Genomic DNA, 16,070 nt, shown 5'->3' with positions numbered 1-16,070 from the left:
GTGCGCTCCCTATTTTTCAGGCTTGGCCGGGCCGATGCCCAGGTAGGCCTCGTCGTAATTGGTGATGAGTGCCATGGAGAGCGGCACGTAGACTTCGTGCAGCTCGCGGAAGCGGCTGTTGACGGTGCGGCCGATCTCGCGGCTCAGGTCTTCCAGGCGGCTCTGGATCTTGTCCAGATAGACGGTGGGGTACGACTTGCCCTTTTCGAAGGCGGCGAAGCCACAGATGTGGCCCTGACCGGCGATGGCGGTGGGCACGCCGTAGAGGCGACAGGTGATGGGACGGGCCTGGTAGAGCAGGCAGCGGTCGTCATCGCCCAGCAGGGGGCAGCGGCACTTGATGCGCGCGGCTTCTTCCATGATGGCTTCGGGGCTCTTGCCGGACTTTTCTTCCCGGAAGAGCTCGCGCTTGAGGCGGGTCAGCTGACGGTCGGTCTCGGCGGCCCTGGTCAGGATGGCCGAGCGCTGCGGACCGTAATCGAAAGCCTGCTGGAAAGCCCGGTTGATGTACATGGCCTCCACCAGGGAAAGGTCGAACAGGGCATGACAGCAATCGCTGCAGCCTTCCTTGCAGGTGACGCACTGGGCATGGTCGTGCCGGATACGCTCGAACACGGCGTCACAGCTGGCGCGGAGTTTTTCGTATTCGGCAAAAATGGGCTGAAGATCAGGAATCATTGGGGTCGTTCCGCTGGTTATGAAAGTGCCGCCAGACGAAACGCCCGGCGGCACTTTGATTTGCAGGTGCTTGGGCACCCTTAGGGCTTAGGCTTCTTCAACGGTGATGGCGCTGGTTTCACAGACTTCCACACAGGATTCGCAGCCCAGGCACTCTTCGGAGTTCACGGGTTCGGACTTGCCGTCCTTGATTTCGTAAACTTCCACGGGGCAAACGTCCACGCATTCGCCACAGCCCACGCACTTGTCGGTATCGACATTCACATTGTAGCCCATTGTGTCCTCCAGATGTTGAAACGTACGTTTCTTGTAGTCCTCGGGGGGAGGGGTCTCCCCACCCAAGGGAATGCATAGCGTCCCCCCCCTTGGGCTGTCAAGGGAAGATTTCTTTGCACATCGTCGCAGGGGACGTGTCCGGCGCGTTTATTGCAGCAGCACGCGCGCGTAATACGGACGGCCGTCGCGGACGATCTGCATCAGTACCTGATTGGCCAGGCGTTCCCGGCGGAAGGCGTTGACCAGATCGGCGGTGGTGCGGATGCGCATGCCGCCGATGGCCGCGATGACGTCGCCGGGGCGCAGGAAGTCCGTGGGGCCGGGGCGGCGCGTCTCGCGCACCAGCATGAGGCCGTCGGCCTCGCGCACGCGCAGGCCCCAGATCTCCTGCATGAGGGAAAGGGCCGTGGCATCGTCGAAGGAGGCGGGCTTCACGCGGATCTTTTCCGGCTTGTCGCCGCGCAGCACGCCCAGGGTCAGCTCGGCGCCGGGCACCTGGTTGCGCAGGATGTTCACGTATTCGCGACGGTCGCGCACGGGCGAGCCGTTGATGCTGTCGATGACGTCGCCGGGCTCGATGCCGGCCTTGCCCGCCGGGCTGCCGGGGTAGAGGCGGGTGACGATGATGCCGCGGGGCTCACGCAGGCCCAGGGCCATGGCCATGCGCTGGTCCACGTCGTCGGCGGCCAGGCCCAGCCACAGGGGCGCCACACGGCCCTGGCCCACAAGGTCATCCATGACGCGGCGGGCCTTGTTGACCGGGATGGCAAAGCCGATGCCCTCGCCGCGGGCGTGGACAGCGGTATTGATGCCCACCAGACGGCCTTCGAGGTTGAGCAGGGGGCCACCGCTGTTGCCGGGGTTGATGGCGGCGTCGGTCTGGACCAGGTCGGTGAACACGCCGCTCTCGCTGCGGATGGTGCGGCCCAGGGCCGAGACCACGCCCGTGGTGACGGTGTGGTTGAAGCCGAAGGGGTTGCCGATGGCGATGACGGTCTCGCCGGGCATGAGGTCGGAGGAATCGCCCAGGGGCACGGCGGGCAGGTCATGGGGGCCCTGGATCTCCAGCACGGCCAGGTCGAAGTCCGGCTCCGCGCCCTTGACCACGGCGGGGAACTGGCGGCCGTCCTGCAGATGGATCATGACCTCGTCACCACCGGCGATGACGTGGGCGTTGGTCAGCACCAGGCCGCGCTTGCCGTCCACGATGACGCCGGAGCCGAGGCTCACGCGTTTTTGCCGGCGGGGCTGGTCGAAGCCCGGGCCGAAACCGAAAAACTGGTCCATGGGCGAGATGCGCTGGCGCTCCACCACATGGGTGCTGGTGATGTTGACGACGGCGGGGGCCGTGGCCTGGACGGCGCGCACCACCGGGGTCATGCGCGGGCTGGAATCCGGCACGGGCGCGGCGGCAGGGGCCGTGGCCGTACAGAGCAGGGCCAGACAGGCCAGGGTGCCTGCGGCGCGGCGCAGGCCGGGGAACAGGGAAAACGACGGATGCATGGTCAACTCCGTGATCGTTGCGGATGGAAAAAGGGCGGGAAGGCCCAGGGGCAGGGGAGCGGCAGCCGTGGACGGACGGCGGCGATGCCCTGCTTTTGTCCGGCGGGCCGTGGGCCACGCGGGCATTCCCGGCAGGATCCGCCTTTTCTAATACAGGCCGTCACACAGGTAAAGACGGGCCATGCTTGCGCCGGGCCGGGCAAGACGTTACACAGAAAACATGAAACAAGTTCCCGTATATCGTGAGGCTGTGGAAGTGCCCGCCCTGCCGGGCCTCTTTATCCGTCCCCTGGAAAGCTCCCTGCTGGAGAAGGCCCAGGCCCATCTGGACAACCTGACCAAGCCGCGCGGCAGTCTGGGGCGTCTGGAAGAACTGGGCCGGCGCCTGTATGCCATGGCAGGCGGGGTCACGCCCCTGAGCGTGAGCCCGGCCCTGATGCTGACCGTGGCCGGGGACCACGGCGTGACGGCCCAGGGCGTCTCGCCCATGCCGCAGGCCGTGACCCGCCAGATGACGCGCAACTTCCTCAACGGCGGCGCGGGCGTCAACGTGCTGTGCCGCAGCAGCGGCATGGACCTGCGCGTGGTGGATGCCGGTTGCGCCGGGGGGCCCTACGAGCCGCACGAGCTGCTCATCGACCGCCGCCTGGGCGACGGCACCGCCGACATCAGCAAGGGCCCGGCCATGAGCCGCGAGACCTGCCTGCAGGGCCTGCGCCACGGCATCGCCCTGGTGGAGGAGTTCGCGGACAAGGGCTATCGCTGTTTCGGCACCGGCGAGATGGGCATCGGCAATTCCACGCCGGCCACGGCCATCAACTGTGCGCTGTTCGGTTTCGACCCTGACGAGGCCACGGGCCCGGGGGCCGGTTCCGATCCCGAACGGGTGCGCCACAAGGCCGCCATCGTGCGTCGCGCCCTGGAGGTCAACGCCGCGGCCCTGAAGGGCGACGGGGTGGACATCCTGGCCGCGCTGGGCGGTTTCGAGCTGGCCATCATGGCCGGCATCATGCTGGGGGCCGCGTCGCGCTCCCTGCCCATACTGGTGGACGGCTTCATCTGCAGCGCCGCCTATGCCGCCGCGGTGCGCATCTGCCCGCTGGTGGCCCAGTACGCCATCCTGTCCCATGCCTCGGCCGAGCCCGGCCATGTGCCCGCCCTGGGCGCGCTGGACAGCGGCACGCCCCTGCTGCACCTGGACATGCGGCTGGGCGAGGGCACCGGCGGCGCCGTGGCCTATCATTTGCTGCGCTGCGCCGTGAACATCTTCAACGAGATGGCCACCTTTGCCGAGGCGCAGGTGGACGAAGGCCTGTGATGGAGACCGGGAACAGGGACGATTTGCTGACGCTGGAAGATGTGCGCTGCCACTTCCCGGTGCGTCAGGGCATGCTGGGCGAAGTGCGCCATCTGCGGGCCGTGGACGGGGTGGATCTTGTCCTGCGGCCCGGCCAGAGCCTCGGGCTGGTGGGCGAATCCGGCTGCGGCAAGTCCACGCTGGGCCGTCTGGTCTGCGGTCTGCAACGTCCCACCGGCGGCCGCATCCTGTTCCGGGGCGCGCCGCTGCCGCCTGCCGGAGCGGGCAGCATGGCGGCCGGACGCATCCAGATGGTCTTTCAGGACCCGTTCTCTTCCCTCGATCCCCGCTGCACGGTGGGCACCTCGGTGGAGGAGAGTCTGCTGGCCGGGGAGCGCCTGAGCCGCAGGGAACGCCGGGAGCGGGTGCGCGACATGTTCGCCACGGTGGGCCTGGCCGGTCTGGAACGCCGCTACCCGCACGAGTTCTCCGGCGGTCAGCGGCAGCGCATCGCCGTGGCCCGGGCGCTCATGACTCATCCTGACCTCATCGTTTGCGACGAGCCGGTCTCGGCGCTGGATGCCTCGGTGCAGGCGCAGATCCTCAACCTGCTGCGGCAGGTGCAGGAGGATTTCGGGCCCGCCTATCTGTTCATTTCCCACGATCTGGCCGTGGTGGGCTTCATGTGCCCTCACATCCTGGTCATGTATCTGGGCCGTTTCGTGGAAGAGGGCCCGCGCGAGCGTCTGCTCCGGGAGCCCGCCCATCCCTATACGCGCGCCCTGCTGGCCTCGGTGCCTTCCTTTGAGGATCTGCGCGACGGCAAAAGCCCGGTGCGCGCGCCCCAGCAGAACATCCGGGGCGAGCTGCCGAGCCCGCTGGATCCGCCGTCGGGCTGCCGCTTCCATCCCCGCTGTCCGCAGGCCACGGAACGCTGCCGCGAGGAAGCCCCGCAGTGGAAGGAGCTGGAGCCCGGCTGGCGGGTCCGCTGCCATCTGTATGGGTAAATGATACGTTATCCAGGGGGAGGGGCCCTCGCGCTGCCGTCGCTGCCCGCAGCTTTTTTCGGCGCAACGGGCACGGCCTGCGGGCCGTCGGCTGGTCGCCGGCACGTGCGGCAGAGTGTCCCTTGCCCCTGCATCTCCCCCCTAAAGTATGTCTTATGCGGAAAGACGGAACGCTGCCTGCCAAGAAAGCCGTGCCTGACAGCCTGTCCCCCGGCAGGTGATGCGGGAGAGCGGGCGTTTGCACGTACCCGTTAGAAGGGGAGGCAGCGCCAGGAAAAATTGCTGGGATATTTTAATTGAAAATGAAATTCTTTTTCTATAAACTGATACAAATACCCAGCAAAGGAGAGCGTATGGACAATCGCTTCGGCACTACCTCCGGCATGGTCATCCAGACCGTCATGGAAAACGGGCAGGAATTCTGCCTGGCCATCGACGAGCGCGGCCTGTATCTGACCAGTGCCAACTATCTGGACAAGAACCTGGCGGACCCCCACCGCTATTCCGGCAGCAGGGCCACCACCAAAGCCCGCCTGCTGGCCCTCGATCTGGACCCCGTTCGCCTGGCCGAGGCCAATGCCCACCGCATCCCGGTCTACACCGACGAAGCCAAGAAGAAGATCAACCCCATCAAGGCTTCCAAGCGTGGTCTGAGAGGCTGATTGATGATCGCACTGCCTGCGACGCCCCGGATCGGGAGAAAAAGCTCCCGGGCATTGACGTCGGTCCTGCTCTAGTCGGCGTGCGACCTGGCTGCCTTCGTGTGGTGCGTCCCGTGCGGCAAAACAAGAACGCCCGGCAGGAAATGCCGGGCGTTCGACGTTTGCAGAAAGCGCTTTGGGGAGGCGCAAGGAGAGGGCTTTCCAGTTCCGGGAAAAGGTCCCTTCCCCTGCGAGCGCCCTCTTTCCTAGCGTTCGAAATAGGTGTAGCCGCGCAGGCCGTCTTCAAAAGCCTGGAGCACGGCAAAGCGGTCGCTGGGGGTCAGGCGTCCGGCCCGCACGGCGCGTTCGGCCGTGGCGCGCAGGTCGTCCAGGATACGGCGGGGGTCGTATTCCACATAGCTCAGGATGTCGGCCACGGAGTCGCCCCGGATCTCGCGCACGTACTCATAGCCGCCGTCGGGATCGACGCGGATGGAGACCACGTTGGTGTCGCCCATGAGGTTGTGCAGGTCGCCCAGGGTCTCCTGATAGGCACCCACCAGGAAGACGCCCAGATAGTATTCCTCGCCGTCCTTCAGGGGATGCAGGTCCAGGGTTGTCTTGAGGCCCTGCGGGTCGATGAAGTGGTCGATGCGGCCGTCAGAGTCACAGGTGATGTCCGAGATGATGCCCTGGCGCGAGGGGAACTCGTTGAGGCGGTGCACCGGCATCACCGGGAAGAGCTGGTCGATGGCCCAGCTGTCCGGCAGGGACTGGAAGACGCTGAAGTTGCCGTAGTAGATGTCGGCCAGGCTCACGTCGATGTCCTGCAGGTCGCGGGGCACGGTCTTGAGCTTCACCTTTTCCTGGGCGATGCGCATGATGATGGCCCAGAAGAAACGCTCCGAAAGGGTACGCTGGCGCAGGTTCACGCGGCCCGTGGAGAAGAGCTTGCGCATCTCGTCACGGTAGTAGATGGCGTCGTTGTAGCATTCCTGCAGGTTGCGCAGGCTGATGTTGCCGTAGACCTCGCGCATGTTCAGCACGGGCTCGGGGGTGTCTTCGGGCAGCTCGGCGGGCAGCTGGGCCTCTTCCACGGCGCTCACGTCCAGCACGTTGAACAGCAGCACGGAATAGTAGGCCACGGTGGCGCGGCCGGATTCGGTGATGATGTGCGGGTGCGGCACCTGCTGCTCGTCGAGGATGCTCATGATGGCTTCCACGATGTCGGCGCTGTATTCGTCCAGATTGTAGTTGCGCGACGAGATGTAATTGGTGTGCGAGCCGTCGTAGTCCACGGCCAGACCGCCGCCCAGGTCAAGGTAGCCCATGGGCGCGCCTTCCTGCACCAGGCCCACATAAAGGCGCGCGCCTTCCATGACGCCGGTGCGGATGTCGCGGATGTTGGAGACCTGAGAGCCCAGGTGGTAGTGCAGCAGGCGGAAGCAGTCCAGCATGTCGCAGGCCTTGAGCTTGTCCACCACGTCCACGATCTGGGCCGGGGAAAGGCCGAAGGTGGAGCGCTCGCCGCCGGAGTCGGTCCAGTGGCCGCTGGCCTTGACCGAGAGCTTGGCGCGCACGCCGATGTTGGGGCGGATGCCCAGTTCACGGCTGCGGGAGAGCAGAACGTCCAGTTCGCTGGGCATCTCCAGCACGAAGAACAGGTTGAAGCCCAGGCGCTGGGCCTGCAGGCCCAGGTCGATGAACTCCTCATCCTTGTAACCGTTGCAGACGATGCAGGCTTCGGTATCGCGCATCAGGGAGACGGCGGCGATGAGCTCCGCCTTGGAGCCCACTTCCAGACCGTGATGGTAGCGGGAGCCGAACTGGGCGATCTTTTCCACCACCTGTTGCTGCTGGTTGACCTTGATGGGGAAGACGCCGCGGTACTCGCCCTGATAGTTCAGGTTCTTGATGGCCTTGCGGAAGGACTCGTGCAGGCTGGCGATACGGGAGTCCAGGATGTTTTCCACGCGCAGCAGCACGGGCATGTCATAGCCGCGTTCACGCAAGCCGGAGATGATCTCCGGTATGGAGATCTGCGGGCCCTTTGGGCCCTGCGGGCAGACGACCACGTCCCCTTCATCGGACACCGTAAAAAAGCCGGCTCCCCAGTTGCGGATACCGTACAGTTCGATGGAATCTTCCACCCGCCACTGTTGCAATGCGCGGTTTTTTGCCAATTCTTGTGCCTCCAGCATCGGAAATTTCGGATGAGTTCGCGGGCTCTCCCGCCGCGGGATTATTATGCCCGCACAGGGGGGAAAGTCAATTGTCCCGGGGCCGCTGTCCGTCCGGGAAGGCAGGGAGGGCAAGCGCTCCCGGGCAGGACCACACATTTGTTTTCTTGACGCGATGTGTCTGGTGTGCAACGTTTTTGAGGCATCATTCAGAAAATCGTGAGGACTGCCATGAAACATCTTGCCATCTTCCTGCTGCTGCTCGTCCCCGTGCTGGCCTCCTGTTCCGGCGACAAGGACGGACAGGGCGGCAGACAGGCCGCGCCCGTGCATGTGATGACGGTACAGCCGCAGGACATGCCGCGCGTGCTCGGCGCTGTGGGCAACGTCAAGGCTTCCGCCAGTGTGGGGCTCACTCCCCGTGTGACCGGCGAGATAGAAAAGGTGCATTTTACGGAAGGCCAGGACGTGAAGGAAGGCGATGTGCTGCTGACCATCGATACGCGTCCCTTTGAAGCCACCCTGCGCGAAAAGAAGGGCCAGCTGGCCAAGTCCGAGGCCCAGCTGCACAAGGCCACCAACGATGCGGGCCGTTACGGCAAGCTGGTGGGCAACGGCTATGTGAGCCGCGAGGCCTACGAACAGACCGCCACCGAGGCCGCGGCCCTGCGCGCCACCGTGCAGGCCGACAAGGCCGCGGTGGAAAGCGCCGCCCTCGACCTTTCCTACTGTACCCTGCGCGCGCCCATCAGCGGTCGTGTGGGCGGTCTCAAGGTGGACAAGGGCAATATGGTGCGCAGCTCCGATACCACCCCCATCGTCAGCATCGACACCCTTTCGCCCATTTATGTGACCTTTTCGGTGCCGGAGCGGCATCTTTCCCTGATCCTCGACCGCATGCATGCCGGACCTGTGGAAGTGGACGTGACCCCCACGGGCGGGCAGACCGAAAAGGGCCTGCTGACCCTGGTGGAAAACAGCGTGGATACCACCACCGGCACCATCCAGCTGCGTGCCACCTTCGACAATGAGAACCGTCGCCTCTGGCCTGGCCAGTTCGTGACCGTGGAACTGCCGCTGGGCATGGCGCGCCAGGCCCTGGCCATCCCCAGCCGGGCCGTGCAGAGCGGCCGTGAGGAAAATTACCTCTATGTGGCCGGTGCCGACGGCAAGGCCTCTTACCGCAAGGTGAACATCCTCTTTGAGTCTGGTGACATCAGCGTGGTGGAAGGTGAGCTCAAGGCCGGGGAACAGGTCATCATCGACGGTATCGTGCGCCTGGCTCCCGATGTGCCGGTGAAGGTGATACAGTAAGGACGCTGCCGGGGGAGAACGGATCTCCTCCCGCCGAGTTTGAAGAATGGACGAGCCCCGTCTGCCGGACAGCAGGCGGGGCTTATTTTTATATTGGGGGGGGGCGTATCCCGGTCGGGGACTGCTGGCCATCTTCCCCTGGAAGGAGCGTGCCTGAAAAGGCGGACGGGCCTGCGCCTGCCGGGTGCGCGGGCCGGCTCGGGCGGGAAGCCTTCTTGTGGATATGCCGGAGACGCTTTGAGGCGGACGGCAAGACGTGTCTTGCGGCAGCCCCCTGCCTCACGCTTCCTCGACCGGCGTACAGCGGGCGCGGCCGTCGGTACGTCCGGCGAGGGCTTCCTCGAAGGGGCCGCGCAGGGCCTCGGGCAGGCAGATGCGTACCCGGGCGGCCTGATCGTAGGCCTCGGCGCAGACGCGGGCCTCGAAGGTGGGCAGCAGGCGGTGCAGGCGGTCCAGATGGGCATAGTCCAGCTGCACGTCCAGCTCCACGGTAGGCACTTTTTCCGCCAGCGGCAGGGTGGCCAGGTTCTCGCGCACCGAATCCTGATAGGCGCGCACCAGGCCGCCGGTGCCCAGTTTGACGCCGCCGAACCAGCGCGTGACCACCATGGTGATCTCGCCCACGCCGCAATGCAGCAGCACCTGCAGCATGGGGCGCCCGGCCGTGCCGTGCGGTTCGCCGTCATCCGAGAAGCCCACCTGGCCGCTGTGTCCCGGAGCCCCGGCCACGAAAGCCCAGCAGTTGTGGGTGGCGTCGGCGTGTTTGGTGCGGATCTGCTCCACGAAGGCGCGGGCGGCTTCCATGCCGGGCGTATGCGCGCAGTGGGTCAAAAAACGGCTGCGCCGGATGATGATCTCGGTCTGGAAGGGGGCGGCGGCATCGGCCGCGGGGATGGGGAAGCGGCTCATCCCCGGTAGCCTTTCCCGGGATCGGGACAGCCGTCAGGCAGCCGGCAAAAATGTTCGATGCCTTCTTTGGCAAAAGGATAGCGGCGTACCAGACAGGCCGCCTTGGCCAGCTCGAAGTCACGAAAATCGAAGCCCGGCGCCACCGTACAGGAGACCAGGGAAAAATCCGTCCCCGGGCAGGGTTCGGCGCCGAACCAGCAGCCGCCGGGCATGGGCAGCAGCAGATGCTGGCCGGCAAGGATGTCGGCCCCTAGTATCCTGTCCAGCTCCTTGCCGTCAGGGGTCAGGCAGTACAGGCGCAAAGGGCCGCCCAGATGGAAATGCCATAACTCATCCTGGCGGATGCGGTGCAGGCGTGAGCGCTCGCCCGCCTGCAACAGATACAGGATGCTCGTGCTGCACGGGCGGCTGCCGTAGATGCCGCAGGGAAGGCTCTCGGGCTGCAGATCCTGCGAGCTGCACCAGACGCGCCGGTAGTGGCCGCCTTCCACATGGGGCATCAGGTCATAATGGCGGATGATGTCCTGGGCCGAAAGGGCTTGTGCAAGGGATGTGGTCGCTGTCATGCCGTTTTTTTAGCCTGCCTTGGCCCGGCTCGCAAGCTTTGCGGACAGGGCATGGAACAAAGGGCGTTTTTGTGCAGGAAAGACGGGGCTAATCCGGCTCCGGGACATTGACGCGGGCCATTCGGGCCTTATTTATTGGGGACGGAAATAAAAATACGCAAAAAAATGCTTTACAAAGGCATGAGTTTTCTGTAAACAGGAATCGTTCCTGATTAAGACGACATTTTTTGAACATATACCCCCCAAGGAGAACCACAATGAGCAAGACTCTCGAAAACCTGATGGCTGCCTTCGCCGGTGAATCCCAGGCCAACCGCAAATACCTAGCCTACGCCCAGGCTGCCGACAAGGAAGGCCTGTCCGGTGTGGCCAAGGTGTTCCGCGCCGCTGCCGCCGCCGAAACCATCCACGCCCACACCCATCTGAAGAACGCCGGCAAGATCGGCGACACCGCCGCCAACCTGCAGGACGCCATCGGTGGTGAGACCTACGAATTCACCAAGATGTATCCTGAAATGATCAAGGAAGCCGAAGCCGAAGGCCAGACCGCCGTGGCCAAGTACATGGACATGGTGAACAAGGTGGAAGAAGTGCACGCCAACCTGTACAAGAAGGCTGCCGCTGACAACCACGCTTTCGACAACGTCGACTTCTACGTCTGCAAGGTCTGCGGCTACACCCACGAAGGCCCCTGTGACAGCTGCCCCGTGTGTGGCGCCAAGGCCGCTGCCTTCTTCAAGGTGGACGACGCCTGCTGCCTGAACAAGTAAGTTCGGCCGGTCCTGACTTTTCCAGGCGCTGCCCTTCGGGCCGGCGCCTTTTTTTATGGGCTTTAGCCTGTTGAGCGCCTGACAGGCGCGAAACAAAAAACCACCCGCTATGCGGGTGGAAACAATACGTTATACACACAAAAACACCTTTCCGCTACGATGAAGTTGTTCAAGCCCATCGCAATATTAACGGAAAGGTGTTTTTGTTATGGGAACCAAGACTTATAGCCTAGCGCATACGAAATGGTTGTGCAAGTATCATATCGTCTTTACTCCAAAATATAGAAGGAAAATAATCTTCACACAGCTCCGTGAAAGTATAAAAGAAATTCTGCAATGCCTCTGCAAATATAAAGGGGTTGAGATTCTGGAAGGGCATCTGATGCCGGATCATGTCCACATGCTGGTGTCCATTCCTCCTAAAATCAGTGTGGCAAATTTCATGGGCTACCTGAAAGGGAAAAGTTCGTTGATGATATTCGATAAGCACGCAAACCTTAAATATAAGTTTGGCAACAGAAAATTTTGGGCCGAAGGATATTATGTCAGTACGGTGGGGCTTAATGAGGCAACGATCAAAAAATATATCCAGGATCAGGAACGTCACGACATTATGAGAGACAAGCTGACATCACGCGAATATCAAGACCCCTTTAAGGGGTAGCCAAGGCGGCAAGGGCACTGGGCTTGAACAGCGTGAAAGCCAGCGTCTTTAGGCGCAGCCGGTAACAGGCCCTTACAGGGCCAGAGCAAACCACCCGCTATGCGGGTGGTTCTGATTGTGCCCGTTGGCCGGGAAAGATGGCCTTGCCATGCCGCAAAACCGTGCGGCGGGGGAAGGTACCGTCACCGGGCGGGCCGTTTGGGGCTGTGCCTGGGGGCTGAGGGCGCGGCAGGGCATGGCGGAGGGAGCCTCACGCGCGTACGGCGGGACGTTTTCGGGCGGGACATCCGTGCCGGGGGTGCCGGGAAGGCCGCCGTGCCGGCAGGCAAAAAAGAAGGCCCGCCGGAGACCGGCAGGCCTTGGGATGGCGGAGCATTGAAGCGGTGACGGGCGATTGTCCCGCGGCCCTCATTCGTCGCTGATGCGGGTCTCGATCTTCAGGCCGTATTTTTCCATGCGCGCCAGCAGGGTGGGGCGGGAAAGGCCCAGCAGGCGGGCCGCCTGCGAGCGGTTGCCCCGGCACTGGCGCAGGGCCTCGCGCACCACGGCCCTGCCCATGATGTCCATGCAGGTGTCGAAGGGCGAAGGATCGCCGGACCGGAGGCAGGCCGTGACGATGCTGGCCAGGCTGCGCTGTTCGTCGTTGTGAGGTACGCCAGCAGGAGCCGGGGCGTCTTCGACAGGAGCTTCCCCTTCGTGGAAGCCGTTCCCGGTGCCGACGGGGGAGCGGCGTACGCCCGGGGCAGGGCCGGTATCGCCGTTGCCGTTGATGCTGAGGCCCGCCGCGGGGGGATGCGCTGCCGGGGAATCCAGCACCAGCTGCAGGTCGCGGATGCTCACCGGGGCGCCGCTGTTGAAGACCAGGGCCTTTTGCAGGGCATTGGAAAGTTCGCGCACGTTGCCGGGCCAGTCCAGACCGGCCAGATAGCGCAGGGCCTCTTCTTCCAGACCGGGATCGGGCCGGTGCAGCTCGGCGGCCTGCCGGTGCAGCAAAAAGGCCGCCAGGGCCGGGATGTCCTCGCGCCGTTCGCGCAGCGGCGGGGTCCGGAGGGTCACCACCTTGAGGCGGTAGTACAGGTCCTCGCGGAAACGCCCGTCGGCCACGGCCTGCTCCAGATTGGCGTTGGTGGCGGCGATGATGCGCACGTCCACGTCGATGGAGTCATGCCCGCCCAGACGCTGGATCTGTTTTTCCTGCAGCAGGCGCAGCAGTTTCGCCTGGATGCCCGGCGGCATGTCGCCGATCTCGTCCAGGAAGATGGTGCCGCCCGCGGCCTGTTCGATACGGCCGATGCGGCGGTGCTGCGCGCCGGTGAAGGCACCGCGTTCATAACCGAAAAGTTCGCTCTCCAGCAGGGTGTCGGGGATGGCCACGCAGTTGATGACCGAGAACGGGCGGCGGGAGCGCGGACTGTAGCGCCAGATGGCATTGGCCACCAGCTCCTTGCCCGTGCCGGATTCGCCCCGGATCAGTACCAGGGCATCGGTGGGCGCCACGCGGCCGATGGCCTTGTACAGCTCCTGCATGGGGGGCGTATGCCCCACCAGGCGGATGTCGTCCTCTTCGCCCAGAGCCTCCTCGGCGGACTGGGCCTCGTGGCGGCGCTGGCTCTCTCCCGCGGCCAGGGCCCGTTGCAGCAGCTCCAGCACCTGCGGGATGTCGAAGGGCTTGAGCATGTAGTCGAAGGCCCCCAGCCGGGTGGCTTCGATGGCGGTCTCGGTGGTGGAATAGGCCGTCATGATGACCACCGGCGGACAGCCCTCCAGGGCACGCATCCGCTTGAGCGCTTCCAGACCGTCCATGCCGGGCATGCGCACGTCCATGACCACGCATTGCGGCATCTTTTCCCGCATGAGGTTCAGGGCCTCCTCGGCCGAGGCGGCGGTGCGCGTCTCGTAGCCTTCGGCGTCCAGCAGGCGCTGGAAGCCCTGACGCAGGTGATGGTCGTCGTCGACTATGAGGATCTCAGCCATACGTCGTCCCCCTTGCGGACAGGCAGTACCATGACGAAGCTGGCCCCGTGTCCCGGTGCGTTGTGCAGGTGCAGCCAGCCGCCGTGTTCTTCAAAGATGCGCCGGGCGATGGGCAGGCCCAGGCCCGTGCCCTCCACCTTGGTGCTCATGAAGGGCTGGAAGATGACCTCGTGCAGCTCTTCGGGCACGCCGGGGCCGCTGTCCTCGATGCGGATGACCACCACGGGCCCCAGCGGGGCCAGGCGGCCGCGCTCTTCGCTGATGCGCACTTCCCCGTCGGTACCGGCGGCTTCGCAGGCATTGATGATGAGGTTGGCCAGAGCCTCGCGCAGCTGTTCGGCATCGCCGTCCACCCGGGGCAGGGGTGCGTGCCGCGTGCGGCGCAGGGTCACCTTGTAGGCTTCCATGCGCGGTTGCAGCAGGATGAGGGTGCGGTCCAGCACCTCGCTCATGTCCAGCGGCTCCTTGCTCAGGCGCGGACGGCGCGAAAATTCCAGAAAATTGCTGGTGATGGCTTCCATGTGCCGCACGGCCTCGTTCATGGCCTGCACATCTTCCTGCTGGGCCGGGGAAAGCTCCATGCCCCGGGTGAAGGAGAACAGGCGCAGCTTGAGGCCCGTCAGCGGGTTGCGGATGGAGTGGGCCACCCCGGCGGCCAGTTTGCCCACCAGGGCCATCTTTTCGGTCTGGCGCAGGTTTTGGCGCAGGTTCTCGTGGCTTTCCTCAAGGGCCAGGCGGGTGCGCTGCATGTTCTCGTGCATGCGGCGGATGCGGCAGGTGATGGCGGGCACGGGCGAGCCCTGCGGCATGCGTCCGTCGGCATCGGGGCCCAGTTCGCGCAGGGCCGTGAGCAGGGGCAGGTAGATGCCGCGCCACAGGCAGGCGCCCAGGCCCAGCAGCAGGAGCAGGGCAAACAGCAGCAGGCACATGAGGATGCGCTGGCGCGTGCCCAGCGGCCAGATGAAGATGTCGATGCACAGCCAGATGCAGAGCAGCAGGCACAGGGCCAGGACGATGCTTCCCGGCAGCAGCAGCCGGGTGAGGTCGAAACCGTTTTTTTCTCCAGGAGCGGGAGCGTCCTGGACGGGCTGGGAAGGGTTTTCGTTCATGGGTGGCACGGGCGGAGGGGGAAAAGGCCCGCGCTGGCGGCAGCGGCGGGCCCGAAAAGGTCAGGTCGATATGGGGCTAGAGCATCTGCATCACTTGCAGGAGCAGGAACATCTCCAGCAGGAAAACGGGCGCGTAGCCCAGCAACGTCTGGCTCCAGTCCAGGCGCAGCACGGTCTTGTAGCCCACAAGGGTGCAGGCCAGGCTCCAGACCAGGCCGGTGAGCGCCCCCAGCACGGGGATGACGCACAGCAGCATGGGCGCCGAGCCGTAGGCGCTGACCTGGAAGATCAGGTCGAATTCCGGCTTGTCGCGCAGGATGAGCCGGTACATGAGATAGAGCAGGGCGCTTTGCACATACAGCTGCAGGGTCACGAAGGCCACCTGCTTGAGCACGAACAGGGGCATGCTCTCATGGATGGCCAGGGTGCTGGCCATCATCTGCTGCATCTGCGGGTCCATGCCGCCGTCCACGAGCATGGAGGTCATGCCGCGCATCCAGAGCAGCTGCACCACGGAAAGGATGACGCTGACGATCAGGTAGAAGCTCAGGGCGCGCAGGGAGCGGCGATGCGGGCGCAGGCAGCTGAAGAAGGCCGGCGCGCCGAACATGATGCGCGTGGCCGTACGGTAAAAGGCCACCATCCAGCCCGAAGGCGCGGGCGCCACGTCCCAGGGGTTGCCGGAAGGCAGGCCGGGGCGGTCGTCGTCGGCGTCGTCGTCCCGGAAGTCATCTTCAAGCGGCTCGTCGTCTGCCTGCGGCTTGGGCTCTTCCTGCCGGTCACGGGGCCGGAAGGGCGGGATCTCCTCGCGGGGATCTTCGCGGCGGCAGGGGGCCCCGCCTTCCCCGTCATCCCCCATGCCGGGGATGATGGCGCCGGGGGGCAGGTCGCTGGCCGCCGAGGCGGCTTCATTGCGGACGGGCGAAAGCTGCTCGCTGCTGCCATCCTGGGGATGGAAGCGGAAGCGGCAGGAACACTGGGGGCAGGTGGCGATCACCGAATGCGCCGGAGCGCGATCGGGAGGGAAAGGACGGCTGAAACCGCATTGAGGGCAGATGATGTTCATGACGCTACTCATAGCAGAGAGGCATCTGCCCTGCAATCCGGGGAACGGCCACGGGACGGAAAAGGCGGATTCAGGCTTGACAGGCGGAGAGAGAGCAACTATTTTGTCCGCACCTA

At 64.7% G+C, this 16,070-nt stretch carries 15 protein-coding genes; 6 read left to right on the top strand and 9 right to left on the bottom strand.

Going from position 1 to position 16,070, the window contains the following annotated elements; translation table 11 throughout:
• Positions 1-9: 9 nt before the first annotated feature.
• The 3 genes from Q4I12_RS01325 to Q4I12_RS01315 all read right to left on the bottom strand — a co-directional run bounded on the left by Q4I12_RS01325 (position 10) and on the right by Q4I12_RS01315 (position 2,457).
• Positions 10-678, bottom strand: a complete 669-nt coding sequence (locus Q4I12_RS01325; RefSeq protein ID WP_302260189.1) for a YkgJ family cysteine cluster protein — start codon at positions 676-678, stop codon at positions 10-12.
• An 87-nt stretch (positions 679-765) separates the two neighbouring features.
• Positions 766-954 carry a ferredoxin gene (locus Q4I12_RS01320; RefSeq protein ID WP_040369804.1) on the bottom strand — a complete coding sequence of 63 codons (189 nt, stop codon included), beginning with the start codon at positions 952-954 and terminating at the stop codon, positions 766-768.
• A 147-nt stretch (positions 955-1,101) separates the two neighbouring features.
• Positions 1,102-2,457, bottom strand: a complete 1,356-nt coding sequence (locus tag Q4I12_RS01315) for a trypsin-like peptidase domain-containing protein (protein ID WP_239463901.1) — start codon at positions 2,455-2,457, stop codon at positions 1,102-1,104.
• Between the two features lie 220 nt (positions 2,458-2,677).
• Here Q4I12_RS01315 and cobT point away from each other — a divergent pair, with 220 nt between their 5' ends.
• The 3 genes from cobT (at position 2,678) to Q4I12_RS01300 (ending at position 5,423) form a co-directional block, all read left to right on the top strand.
• The gene (gene cobT / locus Q4I12_RS01310; RefSeq protein ID WP_302260184.1) at positions 2,678-3,775 is read left to right on the top strand and encodes a nicotinate-nucleotide--dimethylbenzimidazole phosphoribosyltransferase; all 1,098 of its coding nucleotides are present in this window, start codon (positions 2,678-2,680) and stop codon (positions 3,773-3,775) included.
• On the top strand, positions 3,775-4,761 hold the full coding sequence (locus tag Q4I12_RS01305) for an ABC transporter ATP-binding protein (protein ID WP_204626194.1): 987 nt from the start codon (positions 3,775-3,777) through the stop codon (positions 4,759-4,761). The genes cobT and Q4I12_RS01305 overlap by 1 nt, the downstream gene beginning before the upstream one ends.
• Before the next feature lie 353 nt (positions 4,762-5,114).
• Positions 5,115-5,423, top strand: coding sequence for a hypothetical protein (locus Q4I12_RS01300; protein WP_168935499.1), 309 nt, complete (start codon positions 5,115-5,117; stop codon positions 5,421-5,423).
• Positions 5,424-5,668: 245 nt separating this feature from the next.
• Here the strand turns inward: Q4I12_RS01300 and speA are convergent, their stop codons facing one another.
• The gene (gene speA, locus Q4I12_RS01295; protein ID WP_204626192.1) at positions 5,669-7,585 is read right to left on the bottom strand and encodes a biosynthetic arginine decarboxylase; all 1,917 of its coding nucleotides are present in this window, start codon (positions 7,583-7,585) and stop codon (positions 5,669-5,671) included.
• Positions 7,586-7,813: 228 nt separating this feature from the next.
• Here speA and Q4I12_RS01290 point away from each other — a divergent pair, with 228 nt between their 5' ends.
• On the top strand, positions 7,814-8,896 hold the full coding sequence (locus Q4I12_RS01290; RefSeq protein ID WP_302260179.1) for an efflux RND transporter periplasmic adaptor subunit: 1,083 nt from the start codon (positions 7,814-7,816) through the stop codon (positions 8,894-8,896).
• A gap of 279 nt (positions 8,897-9,175) precedes the next feature.
• Here Q4I12_RS01290 and Q4I12_RS01285 read toward each other — a convergent pair whose 3' ends face one another.
• Both Q4I12_RS01285 and Q4I12_RS01280 read right to left on the bottom strand, forming a co-directional pair.
• Positions 9,176-9,805, bottom strand: coding sequence for a YigZ family protein (locus Q4I12_RS01285; RefSeq protein ID WP_297160146.1), 630 nt, complete (start codon positions 9,803-9,805; stop codon positions 9,176-9,178).
• Complete coding sequence (locus Q4I12_RS01280; protein WP_297160147.1) at positions 9,802-10,371, bottom strand: cupin domain-containing protein; 570 nt, start codon at positions 10,369-10,371, stop codon at positions 9,802-9,804. The genes Q4I12_RS01285 and Q4I12_RS01280 overlap by 4 nt, the downstream gene beginning before the upstream one ends.
• A 257-nt stretch (positions 10,372-10,628) precedes the next feature.
• Here Q4I12_RS01280 and Q4I12_RS01275 point away from each other — a divergent pair, with 257 nt between their 5' ends.
• Both Q4I12_RS01275 and tnpA read left to right on the top strand, forming a co-directional pair.
• Positions 10,629-11,141, top strand: coding sequence for a rubrerythrin family protein (locus tag Q4I12_RS01275; RefSeq protein ID WP_168935504.1), 513 nt, complete (start codon positions 10,629-10,631; stop codon positions 11,139-11,141).
• Positions 11,142-11,349: 208 nt separating this feature from the next.
• A complete protein-coding gene (tnpA, locus tag Q4I12_RS01270) occupies positions 11,350-11,805 on the top strand; it encodes an IS200/IS605 family transposase (RefSeq protein ID WP_302260178.1) in 456 nt (151 codons plus the stop codon).
• Between the two features lie 408 nt (positions 11,806-12,213).
• Here tnpA and Q4I12_RS01265 read toward each other — a convergent pair whose 3' ends face one another.
• From Q4I12_RS01265 to Q4I12_RS01255, 3 genes are all read right to left on the bottom strand, one after another.
• Complete coding sequence (locus Q4I12_RS01265; RefSeq protein ID WP_297158766.1) at positions 12,214-13,779, bottom strand: sigma-54-dependent transcriptional regulator; 1,566 nt, start codon at positions 13,777-13,779, stop codon at positions 12,214-12,216.
• Positions 13,761-14,888, bottom strand: a complete 1,128-nt coding sequence (locus Q4I12_RS01260; protein ID WP_168935506.1) for a sensor histidine kinase — start codon at positions 14,886-14,888, stop codon at positions 13,761-13,763. The genes Q4I12_RS01265 and Q4I12_RS01260 overlap by 19 nt, the downstream gene beginning before the upstream one ends.
• 76 nt (positions 14,889-14,964) lie before the next feature.
• Positions 14,965-15,954, bottom strand: coding sequence for a YIP1 family protein (locus Q4I12_RS01255; RefSeq protein ID WP_302260175.1), 990 nt, complete (start codon positions 15,952-15,954; stop codon positions 14,965-14,967).
• Positions 15,955-16,070: the final 116 nt, after the last annotated feature.

Source organism: Desulfovibrio piger, assembly GCF_951793255.1.
Taxonomy (GTDB): Bacteria; Desulfobacterota; Desulfovibrionia; order Desulfovibrionales; family Desulfovibrionaceae; genus Desulfovibrio.
This window is presented reverse-complemented; position numbering and strand designations above follow the sequence as displayed.